The organism is Thiohalobacter thiocyanaticus (assembly GCF_002356355.1).
Classification (GTDB): Bacteria; Pseudomonadota; Gammaproteobacteria; order Thiohalobacterales; family Thiohalobacteraceae; genus Thiohalobacter; species Thiohalobacter thiocyanaticus_A.
This window is the reverse complement of record NZ_AP018052.1, coordinates 2,259,433-2,281,021: the sequence shown is the minus strand read 5'-3', so window position 1 is coordinate 2,281,021 and position 21,589 is coordinate 2,259,433. Positions and strand designations below refer to the sequence as shown.

Here is a 21,589-nt window from a genome sequence, read left to right as displayed (position 1 = left end):
GTATGGAGATGAAGGCTTCTTACGGCAGTCCGCAACTAGTGGAAGACAGTCGTGCTCACAGGCTTCATTTAAATCTGATGCAGGTGGTCACTAGGGTTATAGGGCCGGTGGGACGTGTCCGTGGTATCGGTATTGCTAGCAAAATCTTTCCGTACAGTGATGCACTCGTACAGATCAGATTGAGCGATGACGCGTTATTTATTTTTCCAGTTTATGATCCATACTGGTTTTATTATCTTGTGTTGCGTAAATCATTTGAGAGTAGGCTGCAGGCGTTCTTGTCACGCATATATCAGATCGAATTTTCATTTATAGATGGGGGTGCAAATTTCGGGTACTGGAGCGCTCTTTTGAGTAGTCCTTCCTGGGGTGCACATAGCTGCGTCGCGGTTGAGGCATCTAATGAAACTTTTTCCGTATTATGTCAAACAGCAAAAAAAAATGAGTCGCGATTTGAATGCATTAATGCTGCATTATACTCGTCTTCAGGTAACACCATTTCATTTACAGAGGGCTCGCGTCATGCAGGAAGGCATATCGTAGATGGAACAATCGAGAAACTCGAAGTAAACGACATAAAGTTATTTTCCCCATCTGAACGACTTGTGAAAGTTGTCACTACCTCAGTAGACGATATCTATCACAAAATGTTTTCCGATCAAGATCGCGTATTGATAAAGCTTGATGTTGAAGGCGCTGAGATTGAGGCTTTTAAGGGGGCGCTTGACACAGCAAAAAGAAATTCAATTTTTATATATGAAGACTATGGGAGTGATCAGAATGTTACGCGCTATCTTATAAATCAGGGATTCGAAATATATGTTCCTCAAATAGATGGTAGTCTACTGCGGATACCGGATTACAGGTCTGCAGTAGAATATAAGAATAAAAATAAAAAAGATGATCATAATTTCGTGGCGTGGAAGACGCGGTCTGATTATGTATGCGAGGTTCTTGAGGCAGCAGGGGGCGCCAGATCTGTTTGAGGAGGCTGATAAAAAAGAATATCCGATTGTTGATGAATTCATATAGTCAAAATATATGTATGTTAGTCATATCAGTCAAATTCAGGTGAGGTAAATGGCGTTCATATCATCCCTTTATCCTCGGGGGAAAGGCCGTATTATTAGACGGCTACTGCCTACTACGCGTGATGTCCTCGTTAAACGCGGCGTGAGGGGGCTTGATCTATCTGGTGGTCGTAGCGTCCTGGTTGCTGGCTCCGGCTCTGATCCATATCGCAGGTATTTTTATAATGCCGATAGATATTTGAGATTCGATATTGATAGGGCGTCCGGTGGAATTGACGTCCAAGCTGACGCTCACTTACTTCCATTTCAGGATAATGCATTTGATTGCGTTGTCGCGACGGAAGTAATTGAGCATTTGGATAACCCGCTTGCTTTTATTCGCGAAACTAAGCGCGTTTTAATGCCGGGAGGAATGTTTATAGCAACAGTGCCGTTTATGTTTCATCAGCATGCGCACCCGAACGATTTTGTAAGACCAACAAACGAAATGTTGAAAATATGGTTGGATGGATTCTCACATATAGATATTTCGAGTCAAGGGAATCGTTTGCATGTTATATCGGACCTAATTACTACTTCCTTTTCAAGAAGGGGGGTATTGCAGTCGCCATTTGTCATGTTGAGGCTGTTTAATCATCTTATTTTCTTGTTTGATTATTTTTATACGGCGCATGAAACAACTGCGCCAAGTGGGTATTTGCTGGTGGCAAAGAAATAATGCGAGTTATACAGATTCAATTAAAAATATCTTTCCAGCGAAAGTGGCGAGAAATCTTGCTAGTGCTGTCATTGATCATGATTTCAGCTACACAGCTTCGTTTTAGTGGATATCCTATAGGGGTAGGTGAAATTGGATTGGTGATTTGGATTGGGTTGACCTTTCTCGCTGTCATACATAAAAACACCGTATTTAGTCAACAAACTACCGCTTATTCGATTTTTTGGGTTGTATCTCTTGTTAGTCTTATTGTGGGAACGTTGATTGCGTATGAGAATGGTGTGTTGGAAGCGCCGCATAAACTGAGGCGAGAATTTCTGGCCTTGTCGTTTGTGATAGGGTTCACTTTATTGTTAACCATCAATTTGAGCGCTGATAGATTGTCTTCGCTCAGAATGCTTCGTTTGTCTGTAATTCTAAGTAGTCTATTTGCATTAATTCTTTTGACTTTTGCTTTTTCAGGTGTCTCGATTGGTGGGGCTGAATGGTGGATGGGAAAGAGAATGAAGGGGTTATCAGAAAACCCAAACCAATTGGCGCTAATATTCTCGCCAATGCCATTTTTCGCGATGTTTCTGTATTCGTATAGTTCGAAACATCGGATGATGGCTATTGTTTCTCTAGTCGCACTGCTGATAGCTGGTCTTGCTACCCGAAGTGATGCCCTAGTTATTGGCTGGGTGAGTGGCGTGGGCGCAATAATAATTGCCATTATCATGCAATATATCAAGACTCATCTTCGTATCCCGGTATCCGCAGTTATGGTTATGCTGGTCTTGGTTATGGTAATTGTGTTATTAAGTGCTGTGCTGATGTCGCAAGATATTATTATGGAAGTATATGGCGCAGGCTCGGAGCAGCATCTTCAGGCATACAGGCGGTTTGATTTGTGGGTGCACGGCGTTCTTGCTGGGCTGGACTCTCCTCTCTTTGGCTTAGGTCCTGGAAATCATTCAGGCTTTGTTGCCCCACATACAGGCAGCGAGGCGCATAATAGCTTTATTGATTGGTTTACTATCTCTGGCATTATTGGACTCGTCGCCTTTGTCTCTATTATTGTTCTGAGTTTGAAAATAATAGTCAAACATAATCTGTTTTTATTTGGCGCATTGGTATCTATAGTAATATTTTCAAGTTTTCATTATATGCTTCGACATCCTTTCTTCTGGTTCACATTGATTGTTGCACACCAAGCTGCTTCGCTCATTTACAGTCGATGTGTACGATATGGAAAATGTGTGCCTGCATTATGAGTCTAATGTGTGCCTGCACAATATGAGTCTTCAGTGTTTGAATTTTATTTAAATTACCTCTCATATTGCTGGGAAGGATTAGGGAACGTCGAATGTGTGGCATAGCCGGATTTATTAATCCGCACCATGTAGATGATGTCTCATCAATGCTTTCGTCTGCCAGTAAGATGGCAGCCGGAGTGCTTCATCGTGGCCCTGATGATGCTGGTGCTTGGGCTGATCGCGATGCTGGTATTGCACTATCTCATCAACGCCTGTCGATTATTGATCTTTCTCCTGCTGGCCATCAGCCAATGCGGTCCCCATGCGGGAGGTATGTTATTGTCTACAATGGTGAAATCTATAATCATCAAGACCTGCGATCGGATTTGGAGCGATCAGGTGGTTCGTTTGACTGGCGTGGGCACTCAGATACGGAAACGCTCCTTGCTGCTCTGCGACATTGGGGGGTTCGAGGAACGCTTGAGCGGTTGAACGGGATGTTCGCTTTTGCGGTGTGGGATGCGACAGAGCGGACTTTGTTCCTCGCTCGTGATCGTATGGGGGAGAAGCCACTCTATTATGGCCGTTGCGGTGATACCCTGTTATTTGGTTCGGAACTCAAGGCGCTGACTGTTCATCCAGACTGGCGAGGAGAGGTTGACAGGGATGCGTTGGCTCTCTACATGCGGCATAATTGCGTGCCTGCTCCCTGGAGTATTTACCGAGGAGTTGCCAAGCTTCCTCCGGCGCATTTTCTGGTTATTCGTAATGGCGGACGGGATGTGGGTGAACCTATCTGCTACTGGAATTTGGCTTTGGTTGCAGAAAACGGGGCTGGGGCTGTTGTTGGTGAACCGGAGGCGCTAACTGAAGAGCTTGATATCTTGTTGCGTGACGCCGTCAAGCTACGAATGGCAGCTGATGTGCCGCTGGGCGCTTTTCTATCTGGAGGGTTTGATTCGACCACAGTTGCCGCACTGATGCAGGTACAAAGCGAGCAGCCGGTCAAGACCTTCTCAATCGGTTTTTTTGAGGAAAGCTACGATGAGGCTCCACACGCCAAACTAGTGGCTGGCCATTTGGGCACAGATCATACTGAGTTCTATGTGACACCGGAAGAGGCGCTGGCTGTGATTCCCAAGTTGCCAGCTATTTATGATGAGCCTTTCTCTGATTCCTCGCAGATTCCGACCTATCTTGTCAGCGAGCTTGCCCGGAAGCATGTTACGGTCAGCTTGTCTGGTGACGGTGGCGATGAGTTGTTTTGTGGTTACAACCGCTATGTCACTGGCTATCGGATTTGGAGTAAGCTACGACTGTTACCTCGGCCAGTAAGGTCGATGCTGTCCGCCGTATTTAGATATGCACCAGGTCATAGCCTGGATGCTCTGCAACGGCGTCTACCTCGCCGGTTTCGAGTCTCTAATCTTGCAGATCGTCTGCCTAAACTTGCGGATGTCCTGGGGCATCAGGATGGCCAGTCCTTCTATCGGAGTCTTGTCTCCCATGCCGTGAATCCGGGTGAGTTTGTGCTGGGTGCCGATGAGCCTAAGACAATTATCGACTATCCCGACCTGCTACCAGATTTGCCCGGACTTCGCGAGCAGATGATGTACTTAGACATGAAGACCTACCTTCCCGATGATATTCTTACAAAGCTAGATCGTGCGAGTATGGCTGTGAGCCTTGAAGCTCGCGTGCCACTACTGGATCACCGAGTAGTGGAGTTCGCCTGGCGGGTGCCCATGCAATACAAATACCGCAATGGTGAGGGCAAGTGGCTACTGCGTCAGGTGCTCTCTCGGTACGTCCCTCCGGAATTGATGAATCGTCCGAAGAAGGGTTTTGGTGTGCCCATTGAGCATTGGCTACGTGGCCCACTGCGTGACTGGGCTGAGTGTTTGTTAGATGCAAAACGGTTGCGAGAACAAGGCTTTTTTGATTCTGTACAGATCCGACGAATGTGGGAGGAACATGTTGCTGGAAAAGGTCGGTGGCATTTCCACTTGTGGGATGTGTTGATGTTTCAGGCATGGCTTGAAACAAGCCCGGCTTCTCCGTATACCGGATAAATGTCTTATGTATGAGAATAAAACTGTGCTCTTCGCAGCTAATCGTGGATATGCGCTTCTCAGTTCCCGTCGAGAACTGATTAACAGGTTTCTCGCTGATGGGTGGCAGGTGGTACTTGCAACAGCGAATGACGAGGATAGCCGTGTATTGGAAGACTTAGGGGCGTCGCTGGAGCCCATGACATTCAATCGTGGTGGGGTTTCGCCGTTGGCAGACTGGTGTGCCTATCGCAGGTTTCGTCAGATTATTCGAAAGTGGACACCATCGCTGGTGCAATTATTTCACGCAAAACCTGTGATAATGGGTACGGTGATCGCTCGTGGAGAGCTCGGTCAATCCGTCAAGATTGTAAACACGATCACTGGCCTTGGTCATGCCTTTGTCAAGGGTGGACTTGTCACTCAAATTGCCAGTGCTGGGTATAGAATGGCACTGCCGCGAGCGGATATCACAATTTTTCAGAACCGTGATGACCGCGCGATGTTTCTAAAGAATCACTGGCTTCCTGATGCAAGTGCTGAATTGATAGCTGGTTCTGGAGTGCCACTCGATCGGTTTACTTACATAAATCGTATCGACCATGATCCAGAACGTCCTGTAGTAGTTATGCTCGGGCGATTGCTCAATCAAAAGGGCATTCCGGAGTTCGAGCGGATCGCAAGACGAGTGCGGAAGGAAATTCCACAGGCGCGGTTCTGCCTTGCTGGAGAAGAGGAGCCAAATCACCCCGATTCGGTGAGTATGGACTGGCTGAGCAAGGCATCGGATGTTGAATATCTTGGTCGCTTGTCAGATGTTGTCCCCTTGTTGGAGAAGGCAGATCTTCTATTGTTCCCTTCTTACTACCGTGAGGGTGTGCCACGTGTTGTGATGGAAGCCGCTGCCACTGGGCTGGCTACTGTGGCTTTTGATGTGCCAGGTGTGCGTGAAGCTGTCCGGAATGGAGAGACGGGCTACCTAGTGCCGGAGCGGGATGTAGAGGCGATGACCGTTAGGGTCCTCGAATTACTTCGAGATCACTCCAGAAGGCTAAAGATGGGTCGTCGGGCCAACGAACTGGCTAGATCTGCGTTTGACATCCATGCCGTGCAGGAAGCCTATCTGGGTGTGTACCGTAGTCTTGGGATTTATATCTGATGGATTATCAGCCGGTTATTATAATCGGTGCGCCGCGTTCCGGTACAAATATGCTCCGGGATGTGCTGTCCCGGCTGGAAGGTGTGGCTACATGGCCCTGTGATGAGATCAACTATATCTGGCGTCACGGGAATGTGCGATATCCGTCGGATGAACTTCCCATTGAAGCGGCTGGTGAGTCTGTGCGCTCTTACATACGTAGGCAATTCAACTGGGTTGCAAGACGTTACCGTGCCCATACAGTGGTGGAGAAAACCTGCGCCAATTCTGTTCGAGTGCCATTTGTGGATGCGGTGATTCCCAATGCAAGGTATCTGTTTATACGTCGAGATGGCCTTGATGCTGTGGGCTCCGCCATGAAACGATGGACGGCGAAACTTGATATTCCGTACTTGATGAGAAAGGCTCGTTTCGTCCCACTTTCTGATCTTCCATACTATAGTGGCCGCTATCTCTGGAATCGACTCTATCGTTTACTTTCCCGGGAGGAAAGACTGGCTTTCTGGGGTCCTCAACTGGACGATATGGATGAGTTGCTGAAACAATATTCATTGGATGAGATTTGTGCTCTTCAATGGCAGGCCTGTGTCGATAAGGCGGCCGATGCATTTGCAACAATGCCTGAAGAACGCTGGCTGGAGATCTCCTATGAGGACTTTGTTGATTCGCCAGCTAGTGAATTTGCACGAATCATAGAATTTCTCGAGATCGATGCGACTTCTGATCAAATTGCAGCAGCAGTAGTGGGGGTGCGCCCCGATAGTATCGGAAAAGGGCGATCTGCGCTTGGTGAGGCATCGTTGCAACGACTCGATCGACTGGTTCGCCATACATTGGCCCGCTATGGTTACGGCTGATGGCGCTCTCCAGATCGCAGGCGATGATCAAGCGTGGTTTCGACATTCTGGGTGCTTCACTGGGTCTTGTGTTTGCCTGGTGGTTGGTTGTTTTCGCCTGGCTTGCGGCAACCATCGATACTCGACAGAACGGTTTTTTTACCCAGTCTCGAATCGGGCGGAACGGCAGATTATTCAGAGTCATCAAGATTCGGACCATGCGAAATGTTCCCGGAGTTGATACGACTGTGACGGCCAGGGGTGATCCCCGGATAACGCATCTTGGGCGATTACTGAGAAAAGCAAAAATTGATGAACTACCGCAGCTTATTAATGTGCTTCGTGGTGATATGAGCTTCGTGGGTCCGAGGCCGGATGTCCCGGGTTTTGCAGACCGATTGACTGGCGAAGACCGGATTATTCTGTCGATCCGGCCTGGAATCACCGGTCCTGCGACGCTGAAGTATCGTGATGAAGAGGCCATTCTCGCCGAACATACGGATCCTGACGCCTATAATCGCGATGTCATTTTTCCCGATAAAGTCAGACTGAACCGGGAATATATCGAAAACTGGAGTTTGTCTGGCGATATCCGGTATATCTGGCAGACCATAGCTGGCCGATAAGAGATTGCGTATGTTGAATGGACCATTCTCGCCCTGGCCCTCGTTCACCCAGGAAGAAGCTGATGCAGTGAATAGGGTGCTGTTATCGAATCATGTCAACTATTGGACTGGTGAAGAGTGCCGCTCGTTTGAGCGGGAATTCTCTGACTGGTGCGGAGCGGATTATGCTGTTTCCCTAGCAAACGGAACCGTGGCGTTGGAGCTTGCGCTGAAAATATTGGATGTTGGGCCGGGAGACGAGGTTGTGGTGACACCTCGTACATTCATCGCCTCGGCCAGCGCGGTTGTGGCAGTCGGCGCGACGCCGGTATTTGCAGATATTGATCGTGATTCCCAGAACATCACTGCACATAGCATTGAGAGCGTACTGTCGTCGCGTACTCGTGCTGTGATCTGTGTGCATCTGGCTGGCTGGCCATGCGACATGGATGACATTATGGATCTGGCTACACGGCATAGCCTGTACGTTGTCGAAGATTGCGCTCAGGCACATGGCGCGATTTACAGATGCAAGTCAGTCGGAAGTATCGGACATGTAGGCGCATGGTCATTCTGTCAGGACAAGATCATGACCACAGGTGGAGAGGGTGGGATGCTTACCACCAATGATGAAGCTTTATGGAAAAAGGCCTGGGCCTATAAGGATCATGGTAAGAGTTTCGATGCGGTATTCAACCGTGAGCATACAACCGGTTTTCGCTGGTTGCACGAATCCTTCGGTACCAACTGGCGAATGACAGAAATGCAGGCTGCCATTGGCCGCATACAGCTGTTGCATATGAGAGAGTGGCATTCCGATAGAAAACGGAATGCTGATACGATCTCGTCGGCTGCCCGTAACATCGAAGCGCTGCGCGTGTCTGATGTGCCTGCTGATATTGAGCATGCCTGGTACAAGTACTACGTGTTTGTACGGACTGAGCGACTCATGTCGGGTTGGAATCGGGACCGTATTCTCGGTGTAATAAACGAGAAAGGAGTGCCATGTTTTTCCGGCTCCTGTTCCGAAGTCTATCTGGAGAAGGCCTTTGATGATACCGGGTGGCGGCCGGAACCCAGATTGCCTGTCGCAAAGGAACTCGGAGAGACTAGCCTGATGTTTCTCGTGCATCCCACACTGAGCGGTGATGAGATAGACAAAACCTGTGATGTTCTTACGGATGTCCTGCGACACGCCAGCCGGTGATGCTGGGTATTGGCTTATATTGTCAGTGATTGTGAATGCTCAGAGTTTCGCGCTGAGTCAATATGGGCGGGCCGCGGCACACTTCAATATGCTATTATTTATGGATACAATATCGATCAATTCCCTGGCGTGATTTTGGAGCAAGCACTTGTAGATCGCCCGATACATGCGTGTGGTCACGGATCATGTAATCGAAGAGGGTATAATAGGGGCGGGGTTTTGGTTAGGGCGGCAGGCAGCAGGGATCAACGAGTGATGATAAGAGAACGGATGCATTCCAGAAAACGATTTGATCTTATGCGTACTCCTGCGGCCGCTTTTCTGCACGATCTGGTTATGGTGCCGGTGGCTTGGTTCGCCGCTCTCTGGACTCGATTCAATTTCGAGGCGATTCCGTCTGCGTATCTGGACGAGTCTGTGCTTTGGCTGCCTCTCGTTATGGGGCTGCAGGTGGGAGCCTTCATCTATTTCGGGCTCTATCGCGGCCACTGGCGTTTTGCCTCTATGCCGGATCTGGCCCGGATCATCAAGGCCGTGGTAGTAGGTGGCCTCGCCACAATGGCCATCATATTCATGTTCAGCCGTCTCGAGGGGATGCCTCGATCCCTGTTCCCGCTGTATATGCTGCTGCTGATGTTTCTGCTCGGCGGCCCCCGCTTCCTCTATCGGTGGTTCAAGGACCGCAAGCTTTACCTTACCAAAGGTAAAAGGGTTCTTATTGTGGGTGCCGGTCGCGGTGGCGAGATGCTGGTGCGGGATATGTTCAGAGATCCAGAGCACAGTCTGCAGCCGATTGCCTTCGTGGACGATGACCCGAGAAAACGTGGTATAGATATACACGGTGTGCGTGTCGCCGGGTCTTGCGGGCAGATTCCGGACCTAGTGGATGAACTGGACATCGACATGGTCATCATCGCCATGCCCTCGGCCAGTTCGAAGCAGATCCGCTATGTGGTGGAATTGTGCGAGGAGGCCGGAGTCGAATTCCGCATGCTGCCCAAGATGGCCGATCTGATTGCGGGTCGTGTCAGCACGGGTGCGCTGCGCGAGGTGTCCATCGAGGACCTGCTCGGTCGTGATCCGGTCAAGCTCGATCTGCCCGCGATCCGGGCGGGCATGTCAGGCAAGTGCATCCTGGTGAGCGGTGGCGGCGGTTCCATTGGCTCCGAGCTCTGTCGACAGGTTGCGCGTCTGGGGCCGGCGCGTCTCGTCATCGTTGATCACTCTGAGTACAACCTTTATAGAATCGATTATGAACTGACCCGTCAGTATCCTGATATCGAGATTGTCTCGATGCTTTGTGACGTGACGGATCCATCCGCAGTGGATCAGGTATTCGAACGCCACCGCCCGGCGGTTATCCTGCATGCCGCGGCCTACAAGCATGTCCCCCTGTTGGAGCCGCAGGTACGCGAAGCCGTCCACAACAACGTCATCGGTACCCGTACCGTGGCCGACGCTGCAGACCGTTTCGGCAGCGAGATCTTCGTGCTGGTCTCCACCGACAAGGCGGTCAATCCGGCCAACATCATGGGGGCGACCAAGCGTATGGCCGAGATCTACTGCCAGAATCTCAGCCAGCACTCGGCCACCCGCTACATCACGGTGCGCTTCGGCAATGTGCTCGGCTCGGCCGGCAGCGTGGTGCCGCTGTTCCTGGAGCAGATCCGTCAGGGCGGGCCGGTGACGGTCACTCATCCCGAGATCACCCGCTATTTCATGACCATCCCCGAGGCCAGTCAGCTGATCCTGCAGGCCGGGGTGATGGGCAAGGGGGGCGAGATCTACGTGCTGGATATGGGGCAGCCGGTCAAGATTGTCTACCTAGCCGAGCAGATGATCCGGCTCTCGGGACTGGAGCCGGGCAGCGATATCGAAATCGAATTTACCGGTCTGCGGCCGGGCGAGAAGCTGTACGAGGAGTTGTTCCACGAGAAAGAGACCCTGGTCAGCACCGAGCACAGCAAGATCCTGCTGGCCCGGTACCGCACCTGGGACTGGGAGCGGCTACAGAAGCTGCTGCACGACATCTCGGTGGCCTGCCAGCGGTATGACGAGGACAGCCTGCGTGGGGCGATGCATGAGTTCGTGCCTGAACTCAGCCCCACGCCGCCTGCTGCGCTGCCGTCCAATGTCATTCCGCTGGACTCGCACAAGGCCTGAGGTGGTGTGTGCCACTGCGTCGGGTTACGCTGCGCTAACCCGACCTACAGACTGCAGATAGTGATTACTGGATCCCCGCATTCGCGGGGATGACGGGGAATCTGTTTCGCCTTTGACAGGTGTCACATCTTCACACTTTGTTCCTGTCTGAACACTCCCGGCATGACCTGAATCCTTCGCAGCCCTGTGTTATGCTTGCAGCAGGTTCGGGTGTCTGCGATTACAGGTGTAACAATATGAAAATACAAGTAAAAAAAGCCGTATTTCCAGTGGCGGGGATGGGGACCCGCTTCCTCCCGGCCACCAAGGCCAATCCCAAGGAGATGCTGCCGGTGGTGGACAAGCCGCTGATCCAGTATGCAGCGGAGGAGGCCATCAGCGCCGGGATCGAGGAACTGGTGTTCGTGACCAGTTCCAGCAAGCGTGCCATCGAGGATCACTTCGACAAGAGCTACGAGCTGGAGTCCGAGCTGGAGAAGAAGAACAAGCACGAGCTGCTGGAGATCGTGCGCAATGTCGTGCCCAGCGGCGTGTCCTGTGTCTATGTGCGTCAGCCCGAGGCCCTGGGGCTGGGCCACGCAGTGCTGTGCGCCAAGCCGGTCATCGGCAATGATCCCTTTGCGGTGATCCTGGCCGACGATCTGATCGACGGCGAGGGCGGGCGCAGTTGCATTGCCCAGATGACCGCGACCTTCGAGTACAACCGTTGCAGCATCCTCGGGGTGGAGGAAGTTCCGCCCAGCGAGACCGACAAGTACGGTGTGGTCAAGTGCGATGCCATCGCCGAGGGGTTGAGCCGGGTCAGCAACATCGTGGAAAAGCCCAGCCCCGCGGATGCTCCGTCCAATCTGGCGGTGGTGGGGCGCTACATCCTCACGCCGCGCATCTTCGAACTGCTGGAGGACACCCCGCGCGGGGCCGGCGGCGAGATCCAGCTCACCGATGCTATTGCCGCTCTGCTGCAGGAGGAACAGGTGCTGGCCTATGAGTTCCAGGGCACGCGCTACGACTGCGGCAGCAAACTGGGCTATCTGAAGGCGACGGTGGAATATGCCCTCAAGCATCCTGAGCTTGCCGATGGGTTCCGGGCATACCTGGACGCGCGTTGCGGCGGTTCCCTCGGCCAACAGGAAAGTGCCTGAGTTATTGCCTTTTATACCCTCACCCCCGGCCCCTCTCCCGGGGAGGAGGGGAAGTTGCTGGTCGGTAGGATGGGTGGAGGCGTCCGTGGCGCCGCAACCCATCGCCTTGGCGGGCCAATGATGGGTTGCGCTTCGCTTCACCCATCCTACGGGAAGCCGTAAACAAAAAAGCCCGCATCGACCGATGCGGGCTTTCGCGTTTGGCTCCCCGGGACGGGCTCGAACCGCCGACCTAGTGATTAACAGTCACCCGCTCTACCGACTGAGCTACCGGGGAAGGGTCTTTCAAAGGCGCACATCTTACTGGAGCCGCCGGATTGGATCAAGAGCGTTAAAGAGCGCCACGGAATACACGGAACACACGGAAAATCCCGGGTTGAAAACCTTTTCCTGCATTGCCGGGCGCGAAGCGCCACGGCAATCAAAATTTCCGTGCTTTCCGTGTATTCCGTGGCGCTCTTGATCTTGCCTTATTCCAGAAACTGACTGATCCGCCGGATCGCCTCCTGCAGCGTCTCCAGCGAGGTGGCAAACGACAGCCGCATGTAGCCCGGCGCGCCGAAGGCCGAGCCGGGTACCAGTGCCACGTTGACTTCCTCGATCAGCTTCTCGGCCAGTTCGATGTCGGTGTGCACATCGCTGCGGGCGTCGATCAGTCCCTGCATATCGGGGAAGGCGTAGAAGGTGCCGTGGCCGGGCAGGCACTGCACGCCGGGCAGGGCGTCCAGAGCGGCAACCAGGTAGTCGTGACGCTGTTTGAAGGCCTTGCGCATGGTGGCGATACAGGCCTGGTCGCCGTTGAGCGCCGCACAGGCCGCGGCCTGGGAGACCGCGGCCGGGTTGGAAGTGCTCTGGGACTGGATCTTCTTCATCGCCTGGATCAGCGGGGCCGGGCCGCCGGCATAGCCGATGCGCCAGCCGGTCATCGCGTAGGCCTTGGACACCCCGTTGAGGACGATGGTGCGCTCATACAGGTCCGGGCAGGCGTTGACGATGTTGACGAAGGGTTCGTCCGCCCAGCGGATGTGCTCGTACATGTCGTCGGTAGCGATCAGCACCTGCGGATGGCGGCGCAGCACCTCGCCCAGCGCCTCCAGTTCGGCCCGGTCGTAGGCCATGCCGGTGGGGTTGGAGGGGCTGTTGATCACCACCAGCCGGGTGCGCGGGGTGATGGCCGCTTCCAGCTGTTCGGGCAGGACCTTGAAACCCTGCTCGATGCCGGCATCCACGATCACCGGGTTGCCGTCGGCCAGCAGCACCATGTCCGGGTAGGAGACCCAGTAGGGCGAGGGGATGATGACCTCGTCGCCGGTGTTGAGCAGGGCCTGGGCCAGGTTGAAGAAGCTCTGCTTGCCGCCGCAGGAGACCAGGATCTGGTCGGGCGCATAGTCCAGGCCGTTTTCGCGCTGGAACTTGTCGATCACCGCCTGCTTCAGTTCCGGGGTGCCGTCGACCGCGGTGTAGCGGGTCGCGCCGGCCCGGATGGCCGCAATGGCGGCTTCCTTGATGTGGTCGGGGGTGTCGAAATCCGGTTCGCCGGCACCCAGGCCGATGACGTCGCGGCCGGCCGCACGCATCTCGGCGGCGCGGGCGGTGACGGCCAGGGTGGGGGAGGGTTTGACGCGCGAGACCCGCTGGGAAAGTGTTAAAGTAGCCAAAGCCGGTTCCTGTGAGCTTGAGATTGAGTGCCAGACCGGCCTGACATCATACTGTAATTGTGAGGGCCTGTTAACCTGACAATTGCACTGAAAAGTCCACAACATGCACGCGAAAGCCGGTATCTTCAGACCAGTTCCTGTTTGGCGGGCCGGCGGCTGGAGGTCACCGGAAGTGCGATCCAGCCGGGCCCCGTTTTCCGTCATCCCCGCCTGCGAGGGGGTGACACCAATGGATACATCAACCCATGACGCGTGAATTCGAACTTGCCAGCCACATGCAGCCGGCCGGGGACCAGCCCGCGGCCATCGAGGCGCTGGTCGAGGGCCTGGACAGCGGCCTGGCCCACCAGACCCTGCTGGGGGTGACCGGCTCGGGCAAGACCTTCACCATCGCCAACGTCGTGCAGCGCATCCAGCGGCCGACCATCGTGCTGGCCCCGAACAAGACCCTGGCGGCCCAACTCTATGGTGAGTTCCGTGAATTCTTCCCCCGCAACGCGGTGGAGTACTTCGTCTCCTACTACGACTACTACCAGCCCGAGGCCTACGTCCCGGCCTCGGACACCTTCATCGAGAAGGACGCCTCGGTCAACGAGCACATCGAGCAGATGCGCCTGTCGGCCACCAAGGCGCTGCTGGAGCGGCGCGACACCATCATCGTGGCCTCGGTCTCCTCCATCTACGGCCTGGGCGATCCCCAGTCCTACCTGAGCATGATGCTGCACCTGGTGCGCGGCGACCGTATCGACCAGCGCCAGGTGCTGCGCCGGCTGGCCGAGCTGCAGTACACCCGCAACGACGTCGAGCTGCAGCGCGGCACCTACCGCGCCCGCGGCGAGGTGATCGACATCTTCCCGGCCGAGTCCGAGCGCGACGCCGTGCGCATAGAGTTGTTCGATGACGAGATCGAGAGCCTGGCCTGGTTCGACCCGCTCACCGGAGAGGTGCTCAACCGGGTGCCCCGGGTGACCATCTACCCCAAGACCCACTATGTCACCCCGCGCCAGACCATCCTGGACGCCATCGACGGCATCAAGGCGGAGCTCAGGGAGCGGCTGAAACAACTCTATGACAACAACAAGCTGGTCGAGGCCCAGCGCCTGGAGCAGCGCACCCAGTTCGACCTGGAGATGATGGCCGAACTCGGCTACTGCAACGGCATCGAGAACTACTCGCGCTACCTCTCCGGTCGGGCGCCGGGCGAGCCGCCGCCGACCCTGTTCGACTATCTGCCGCCGGACGCCCTGCTGGTGATCGACGAGTCGCACGTGACCATTCCCCAGATCGGCGGCATGTACAAGGGCGATCGCTCGCGCAAGGAGACCCTGGTGGAATACGGTTTCCGCCTGCCGTCGGCGCTGGACAACCGGCCACTGCGCTTCGACGAGTTCGAGCGCCTGGCCCCGCAGGGCATCTTCGTCTCCGCCACCCCCGGGCCCTACGAGTCGGAGCATGCCGGCCAGGTGGTCGAGCAGGTGGTGCGCCCGACCGGGCTGGTCGATCCCGAAATCGAGATCCGCCCGGTGGCCGCCCAGGTCGACGACCTGCTGTCCGAGGCGAAATTACGGGCTGAGGCAGACGAGCGGGTGCTGGTCACCACCCTGACCAAGCGCATGGCCGAGGACCTGACCGAGTACCTGGCCGAGAACGGGGTGCGGGTGCGCTATCTGCACTCGGACATCGACACGGTGGAGCGGGTGGAGATTATCCGCGACCTGCGCCTGGGCGCCTTCGACGTGCTGGTGGGGATCAACCTGCTGCGCGAGGGCCTGGACATCCCCGAGGTGTCGCTGGTGGCGATCCTGGACGCCGACAAGGAGGGCTTCCTGCGCTCGGACCGCTCCCTGATCCAGACCATCGGCCGGGCGGCGCGCAACCTGCACGGCAAGGCCATTCTCTATGCCGACAGCATCACCGGCTCGATGGAGCGCGCCATCGGCGAGACCGAGCGCCGCCGCGCCAAGCAGGTGGCCTTCAACGAGGAGCACGGCATCACGCCCCAGTCCATCCGCAAGGCGGTGGCCGACATCATGGAAGGCGCCAGCCCCGATGCGCCGATCCCCGCCGGGCGTTTCGCCGCGGTGGCCGAAGAGCAGCTGGAATACGGCCGCATGTCACCCGAGCAGCGCCAGCGCCGGATCAAACAACTCGAACAGCAGATGCACGAGCACGCCCGCAACCTGGAGTTCGAGGAGGCCGCGCGGCTGCGCGACGAGATCGAGCACATCCGCCAGGCCGAACTGGGGGTGGGCCTGCATGATGCGGCAACGGGGTGAGGCAGGATCAAGTTCAAGAGCGCCACGGAAAACACGGAAAGCACGGAAAAATACACAAAGGATTGGGGTCAGAGCCGTAGGTCGGGTTAGCCCGAGGGCGTAACCCGACGCTCGCTGCGGGGAATGTCGGGTTACGCTGCGCTAACCCGACCTACGGAATTTCTGATTCATTCGTCATTGCGAGGCGCGTAGTAGCGTAGGATGGGTGAAGCACAGCGAAACCCATCATTGCCCGGCAGAGTGATGGGTTGCGGCGCAAGCGCCTCCACCCATCCTACACGCCTACCCTCGTCATCCCGGCGCAATCCGGGATCCAGTGACCGCGGCGATATCTGGATCCCCGCCGGAGCCTGTGCCGGCGCAGGCCGGTACGGGGATGACGGAAATCAGGTGCCTACTGGACCGCAAGCCGCAGGTCGGGTAAGCCCGAAGGGCGTAACCCGACGTGCGGCTATTTTAACTTGTCCGTGCTTTCCGTGTATTCCGTGGCGCTCTTGCTCTTGATTGTTGTCAATGCTTGCCCGGTGCCAGCTTCACACCCCGCCGTTCCCAGGTGATGTAGGCCTGCAGCGCCGTCATGCGCGGGTCGTCCAGCGCCAGCGGTTCGGTCTCCAGCGGGTTCTCGATGCACCAGTTGATCATCTCCGACAGCACCGCCACCTTGCCCAACTGCTGCTGGAACTTGGGGTAGGTCTCCGGGTGGGTGTTGGTGGCGTTGGGATGGCACTGGTCGCAGGAGACCGTATTCTTGCTCTCCAGGCCGCCGTGGAACAGCTTGCTGCCGCGGTCGACCACGGTCATGAACTGTTCCTCCCAGCTCTTGAGGTCCTCTTCGGTGAACTCGTCGGCCTGGACCGCCGGCTGCGCGAGCGTGAGCGCCCCGGCGCACAGGACTGCCTTGGTAATGCGTGTCAGCATGATTGTTCTCCCTTCGATGCTCAATAGTGTTCCTGCGGCGGGATCTGGTTGCCCTCGGCCTGATACTTCGTATCCTCCGGATGGCCCTTGTCCTCGTTGAAGGCGACGACCCGGTTGCTGTTGTCCGGCAGGGTGTAGTGCACATCGATATTGCCGCTGTCCATGTTGATGAACTGCCAGCCGGTGGCATCGCGTTCGAAGAAGGGGTCGGCCCGGTTCATCTCCACTGTCAGCTTGGGCAGATGGCTGGCTTCCTGGCTGTAGGTTGAGGGGTAGGGCCAGGGCCAGGCGGTGGCCATGACGGCGTGGAAACTGATGTTGCCGATCTGGTTGTACTGGATCTGGTGCACATGGCCGTACAGCACGGTGACCTTATTGAACGGCTTGAGCAGGGCCTGAACCTCCTCGGCATCGTCGGTCCAGAAGTTCCAGCCCTTGTAGATCTTCTGCAGCGGCGAGTGCGACAGCACCACGATGGGCGTGTCCCGGTCGACCTTCTCCAGGTCCTTGCGCAGCCATTCGCGCTGGGTCGGGCCGACCATGAAGGGCGAGCCGTTGGGGTTGTCCAGCCGCGCCATCTCCTTCATGCGGGCCATCGGGCTGTCCCAGTCCTGGTGGGTCCACTCGTCGTAGGTCACGATGCTGTTCAGCACCACGAAGTGCACGCCCTTGTGATCGAAGCTGTAATAGTCCGGGCCGAGCTGTTTGCGCCAGTAGTCGCCCAGATCCACGTAGTAGTCGTGCTCGCCCATGACATAGTGCACCTTGCCGCGCAGCGCGCCCATCAGTTCCAGCCCGTGGTCGATCTCCTCCTTTGTACCGAGCTGGGCGATGTCGCCGCCGTAGATGATGAAATCCGGGCGCGGCGTCATCAGGTTGGCCTCGGCAATGGCACGCTTGAGGCCCATGTCCCAGTTGCGCACGAATTCGTTGCCCTTGATGTGGGTGATGTGCGAATCGGAAATGAAGGCGAAGGTGAAGTTCTGCGGCGATTCCTTGCCGAAGGCGACTTCGACCAGGCTCAGCGGCAGACTGCCGGCGGCCAGCAGGGCGCCGCCGGTCTTGAGAAAGTCCCGTCGTTTCATGCTCATGCTGCGTTCCCTCCTTACTGTGCGTTATTGGCGGCGGACTTGGTGGCGGCGGCGACGCTGGGACTGGTCAGCGCCTTGAGGAAGGCGATCAGGTCCTCCTTCTGCTGATCGGACAGGTCGAGCGGACGGATGCCGCCGCTGAGGAAGGGCGAGACCGGATCGTCGGGATTCACCCGGCCGCCGTTGTTGTAGAACTCGACCATGTCCTCCAGGGTCTCCTGGCTGCCGTCATGCATGTAGGGCGCGGTGAGTTCGATGTTGCGCAGGGTCGGGGTCTTGAAGGCGGCCACGTCGGTCATGTCCTCGCTGACAGCGAAGCGGCCCAGTTCCGAGGCGTCCGGATCGGTCAGCACGGTCTTGTCCACGTCCGCGCCCTCGGCCTTGGCCTGGAGGAACTGCTCGGCGATCCCGGCAACCCGGCCCTGAATGTTCTTGAAGCCGACGCCGATGTTGTGGAAACGGTTGTCGGTGAACAGGGCCTGGGTCTGCTCGACCTGGTGGCAGGACACGCACCGCCCCTGGCCGACGAAGACCTGGAAGCCGCGGATCTGGGCCTCGGTCATGGCGTCTTCCTCACCGCCGAAGTACCAGCGGTCGAAGGGCGAGTTGCCGGCGATCCGGGTGCGTTCGAAGCTGGCGATGGCCTTGGCGACATGATCCATGGTGATCTCGTCCGGGCTCACCTGGAACACCTCGCGGAAGGCCTGAACGTACTGCGGGTCGTTGCGGATGGTCTTCAGGATCGGGTCATGGTTCTCCAGTCCGCCCTCGACCGGGTTGATGGGGGGCTGCAGGGACTGCGCCTCCAGACTCGGCTCGCGGCCGTCCCAGAACTGGGTTTCCATGTAGGCGGCGTTGATGACCGTGGGGGCGTTGCGGGTGCCCCTCAGGCCCTTGAAGCCTTCCGAGACCGGTTTGTTGTCGGTGAAGGCCTTGGACGGGTCGTGGCAGGTGGCGCAGCTGACCTTGCCGTCGGCGCTGAAGCGCACATCGTTGAACAGCCGGTCGCCCAGTTCGATCTTGGCCGGCGTCTGCGGATTGTCGGCCGGAATGGGCACCGGGGGCAGGCCCAGCGGTGTGTCCCCGAGCGCGGGCAGCGGACCGCACAACAGGGCCAGGCTCAGGGCGCCGACAGTGGGTAGCTTCTGAAGCATGGCATTGTCCTCCTTGGTTATTGTTGCGACGGGTCCACAGCCGCCTCCTCCGGCGGCTGCTCAGACCGCAACTTAGAATTGGTCTAAGTAAAGTTCATGAAATCCGGGTTCGCAAGCCCGGGCCGGTTTTTTCTCTCGTCTGCGGACGGAAACGGGCAAGGTCCTTATTCGCGGGCCATTTTGTATTGGATTTTGCCGCGGCTTCCTGTAGAGTATGCGCGCTCGACAGGCGCGTAGCTCAGTTGGTTAGAGCACCACCTTGACATGGTGGGGGTCGTTGGTTCGAGTCCAATCGCGCCTACCAAATCCTGATCGAACAGGGGACAGATGCCCGGTCTGTCCCCTTTTTATACTTTCAGCCATACACAAATCATGTGGCCCCTCGTATCGGTCACCACTGGAGAGCAGCATGCCCACGATCACCCTTCCCGATGGCAGTCAGCGCAGTTACGAGCACCCGGTGACCGTCGGGGACGTCGCCGCCGACATCGGCCCCGGTCTGGCCAGGGCCGCCCTGGCCGGCAGGGTCGAAGGCCGCATGGTCGATCTCAGTCACACTATAGACCAGGACGCCGAACTGGCCATCGTCACCAGCCGGGACGAGGACGCCCTGGAACTGCTGCGCCACGATGCCGCCCATGTCATGGCCCAGGCGGTGCAGGAGCTCTATCCCGGCACCCAGGTCACCATCGGTCCGGCCATCGAGGACGGCTTCTACTACGACTTCGCCCGCGACGAGCCCTTCACCCCCGAGGACCTCAAGCAGATCGAGGCGCGGATGCAGGAGATCGTCAAGCGCGACCTGCCCATCCAGCGCGAGGTCTGGGACCGCGACGAGGCCATCCGCACCTTCGAATCCATCGGCGAGACCTACAAGGCCGAGATCATCCGGGCCATTCCCGGGGACGAGGCCATCTCGGTCTATCGCCAGGGCGACTGGTTCGATGTCTGCCGCGGTCCGCACCTGCCCAGCACCGGCAGGCTCGGTCAGGGTTTCAAGCTGATGAAACTGGCCGGCGCCTACTGGCGCGGCGACTCGGACAACGAGATGCTGCAGCGCATCTACGGCACCGCCTGGCGCGACAAGAAGGAACTCAAGGCCTATCTCAAGCGGCTGGAGGAGGCCGAGAAGCGCGACCACCGCAAACTGGGCAAGGCCATGGACCTGTTCCATACCCAGGAAGAAGCGCCGGGCATGGTGTTCTGGCACGACCGCGGCTGGCAGGTGTATCTGGGCATCCAGGACTATATCCGCGACAAGCTGCGCCGCCACGGCTACCAGGAGGTGCACACCCCCTCGGTGATCGACCGCACGCTGTGGGAGAAGTCCGGGCACTGGGAGAAGTTCCAGGACATGATGTTCACCACCCATTCGGAGAACCGCGACTACGCGGTCAAGCCGATGAACTGCCCGGCCCACATCCAGATCTACAACCACGGGCTGAAGAGCTACCGCGACCTGCCGCTGCGCCTGGCCGAGTTCGGTTCCTGCCACCGCAACGAGCCCTCCGGCACCCTGCACGGCCTGATGCGGGTGCGTGGCTTCGTCCAGGACGACGCCCACATCTTCTGCACCGAGGGGCAGATCCTGGAGGAGGTCTCGGCCTTCATCGACCTGCTGTTCGAGGTCTACCGCGACTTCGGCTTCGAGGAGGTGCTGATCAAGCTCTCCACCCGGCCCGAGCAGCGGGTCGGCGAGGACGCCCTGTGGGACAAGGCCGAACAGGCCCTGGAGGACGCGCTCAACCACAAGCACCTGGAGTGGGAACTGCAGCCGGGTGAGGGCGCCTTCTACGGTCCCAAGATCGAGTTTTCGCTCAAGGACTGCCTGGGCCGGGTCTGGCAGCTGGGCACCATCCAGCTGGATTTCTCCATGCCGGCCCGGCTGGGGGCGGCCTATATCGCCGAGGACGGCAGCAAGCAGGTCCCGGTGATGCTGCACCGGGCCATCCTGGGCTCGCTGGAGCGCTTCATCGGCATCCTGATCGAGCACTACGAGGGAAAATTCCCCACCTGGCTGGCGCCGGTGCAGGCGGTTTTGCTCAATATCACCGACCGGCAGGCGGATTTTGTCCATCGGGCAGAAGAATTCCTGCAAAATCAGGGTATCCGGGTCATTTCCGACTTGAGAAACGAGAAAATCGGCTTTAAAATCCGCGAGCACACACTGCAGCGTGTGCCCTACCTCCTGGTGGTGGGGGACCGCGAGGCAGAAACCGGTACCGTGGCTGTGCGTACCCGCGGCGGCAAGGATCTGGGCACTATGTCCCTGGAGACGTTCGCAGAACGTCTCGCCGCCGAGGTCACGAGCCACGGCCGAATTGTTATGCAAGTGGAGGACTGAG

General features: G+C 56.9%; 16 protein-coding genes and 2 tRNA genes. 13 read left to right on the top strand and 5 right to left on the bottom strand.

Going from position 1 to position 21,589, the window contains the following annotated elements; genetic code table 11:
• Positions 1-2: 2 nt before the first annotated feature.
• From CFK21_RS10605 to galU, 10 genes are all read left to right on the top strand, one after another.
• The gene (locus tag CFK21_RS10605) at positions 3-986 is read left to right on the top strand and encodes an FkbM family methyltransferase (protein ID WP_096366627.1); all 984 of its coding nucleotides are present in this window, start codon (positions 3-5) and stop codon (positions 984-986) included.
• Between the two features lie 94 nt (positions 987-1,080).
• On the top strand, positions 1,081-1,749 hold the full coding sequence (locus CFK21_RS10600) for a class I SAM-dependent methyltransferase (protein ID WP_096366626.1): 669 nt from the start codon (positions 1,081-1,083) through the stop codon (positions 1,747-1,749).
• On the top strand, positions 1,749-3,002 hold the full coding sequence (locus CFK21_RS10595) for an O-antigen ligase family protein (RefSeq protein ID WP_096366625.1): 1,254 nt from the start codon (positions 1,749-1,751) through the stop codon (positions 3,000-3,002). Before CFK21_RS10600 ends, CFK21_RS10595 begins: the two co-directional genes overlap by 1 nt.
• Positions 3,003-3,094: 92 nt before the next feature.
• Positions 3,095-5,056 carry an asparagine synthase (glutamine-hydrolyzing) gene (asnB, locus tag CFK21_RS10590; RefSeq protein WP_096366624.1) on the top strand — a complete coding sequence of 654 codons (1,962 nt, stop codon included), beginning with the start codon at positions 3,095-3,097 and terminating at the stop codon, positions 5,054-5,056.
• A gap of 7 nt (positions 5,057-5,063) precedes the next feature.
• Complete coding sequence (locus CFK21_RS10585; RefSeq protein ID WP_096366623.1) at positions 5,064-6,194, top strand: glycosyltransferase family 4 protein; 1,131 nt, start codon at positions 5,064-5,066, stop codon at positions 6,192-6,194.
• Positions 6,194-7,051: a sulfotransferase family protein gene (locus CFK21_RS10580; protein WP_096366622.1), complete on the top strand. Its 858-nt coding sequence runs from the start codon at positions 6,194-6,196 to the stop codon at positions 7,049-7,051. Before CFK21_RS10585 ends, CFK21_RS10580 begins: the two co-directional genes overlap by 1 nt.
• Complete coding sequence (locus tag CFK21_RS10575) at positions 7,051-7,656, top strand: sugar transferase (protein ID WP_096366621.1); 606 nt, start codon at positions 7,051-7,053, stop codon at positions 7,654-7,656. Before CFK21_RS10580 ends, CFK21_RS10575 begins: the two co-directional genes overlap by 1 nt.
• Before the next feature lie 10 nt (positions 7,657-7,666).
• A complete protein-coding gene (locus CFK21_RS10570; RefSeq protein ID WP_096366620.1) occupies positions 7,667-8,842 on the top strand; it encodes a DegT/DnrJ/EryC1/StrS family aminotransferase in 1,176 nt (391 codons plus the stop codon).
• Positions 8,843-9,097: 255 nt separating this feature from the next.
• Positions 9,098-11,005, top strand: coding sequence for a polysaccharide biosynthesis protein (locus CFK21_RS10565; RefSeq protein ID WP_369801267.1), 1,908 nt, complete (start codon positions 9,098-9,100; stop codon positions 11,003-11,005).
• A gap of 236 nt (positions 11,006-11,241) precedes the next feature.
• Positions 11,242-12,147 (top strand): UTP--glucose-1-phosphate uridylyltransferase GalU, encoded by a 906-nt coding sequence (galU, locus tag CFK21_RS10560; protein WP_096366618.1) that lies wholly within the window; start codon positions 11,242-11,244, stop codon positions 12,145-12,147.
• A gap of 201 nt (positions 12,148-12,348) precedes the next feature.
• Here galU and CFK21_RS10555 read toward each other — a convergent pair.
• Positions 12,349-12,424, bottom strand: a tRNA-Asn gene (locus CFK21_RS10555).
• 193 nt (positions 12,425-12,617) lie between these two features.
• Complete coding sequence (locus CFK21_RS10550; RefSeq protein ID WP_231971500.1) at positions 12,618-13,805, bottom strand: pyridoxal phosphate-dependent aminotransferase; 1,188 nt, start codon at positions 13,803-13,805, stop codon at positions 12,618-12,620.
• A gap of 245 nt (positions 13,806-14,050) precedes the next feature.
• Between CFK21_RS10550 and uvrB the strand changes: the two genes are divergently transcribed.
• Positions 14,051-16,081 carry an excinuclease ABC subunit UvrB gene (gene uvrB, locus CFK21_RS10545; protein WP_096366616.1) on the top strand — a complete coding sequence of 677 codons (2,031 nt, stop codon included), beginning with the start codon at positions 14,051-14,053 and terminating at the stop codon, positions 16,079-16,081.
• 510 nt (positions 16,082-16,591) lie between these two features.
• Here uvrB and CFK21_RS10540 read toward each other — a convergent pair.
• From CFK21_RS10540 to CFK21_RS10530, 3 genes are read right to left on the bottom strand one after another with little or no spacing between them, the layout of a single operon-like run.
• The gene (locus CFK21_RS10540; protein WP_096366615.1) at positions 16,592-16,999 is read right to left on the bottom strand and encodes a cytochrome C; all 408 of its coding nucleotides are present in this window, start codon (positions 16,997-16,999) and stop codon (positions 16,592-16,594) included.
• Positions 17,000-17,019: 20 nt separating this feature from the next.
• Entirely contained in the window at positions 17,020-18,090 is a 1,071-nt protein-coding gene (locus CFK21_RS10535) for a metallophosphoesterase (RefSeq protein WP_096366614.1), read from the bottom strand.
• A 14-nt stretch (positions 18,091-18,104) separates the two neighbouring features.
• Positions 18,105-19,244, bottom strand: a complete 1,140-nt coding sequence (locus CFK21_RS10530) for a cytochrome-c peroxidase (protein WP_096366613.1) — start codon at positions 19,242-19,244, stop codon at positions 18,105-18,107.
• Positions 19,245-19,471: 227 nt separating this feature from the next.
• On the opposite strand from CFK21_RS10530, the gene CFK21_RS10525 reads away from it, so the two are divergent.
• Together CFK21_RS10525 and thrS are read left to right on the top strand one after the other, a co-directional pair.
• A tRNA-Val gene (locus CFK21_RS10525) sits at positions 19,472-19,548 on the top strand.
• 105 nt (positions 19,549-19,653) lie between these two features.
• Complete coding sequence (gene thrS / locus CFK21_RS10520; RefSeq protein ID WP_096366612.1) at positions 19,654-21,588, top strand: threonine--tRNA ligase; 1,935 nt, start codon at positions 19,654-19,656, stop codon at positions 21,586-21,588.
• Position 21,589: the final 1 nt, after the last annotated feature.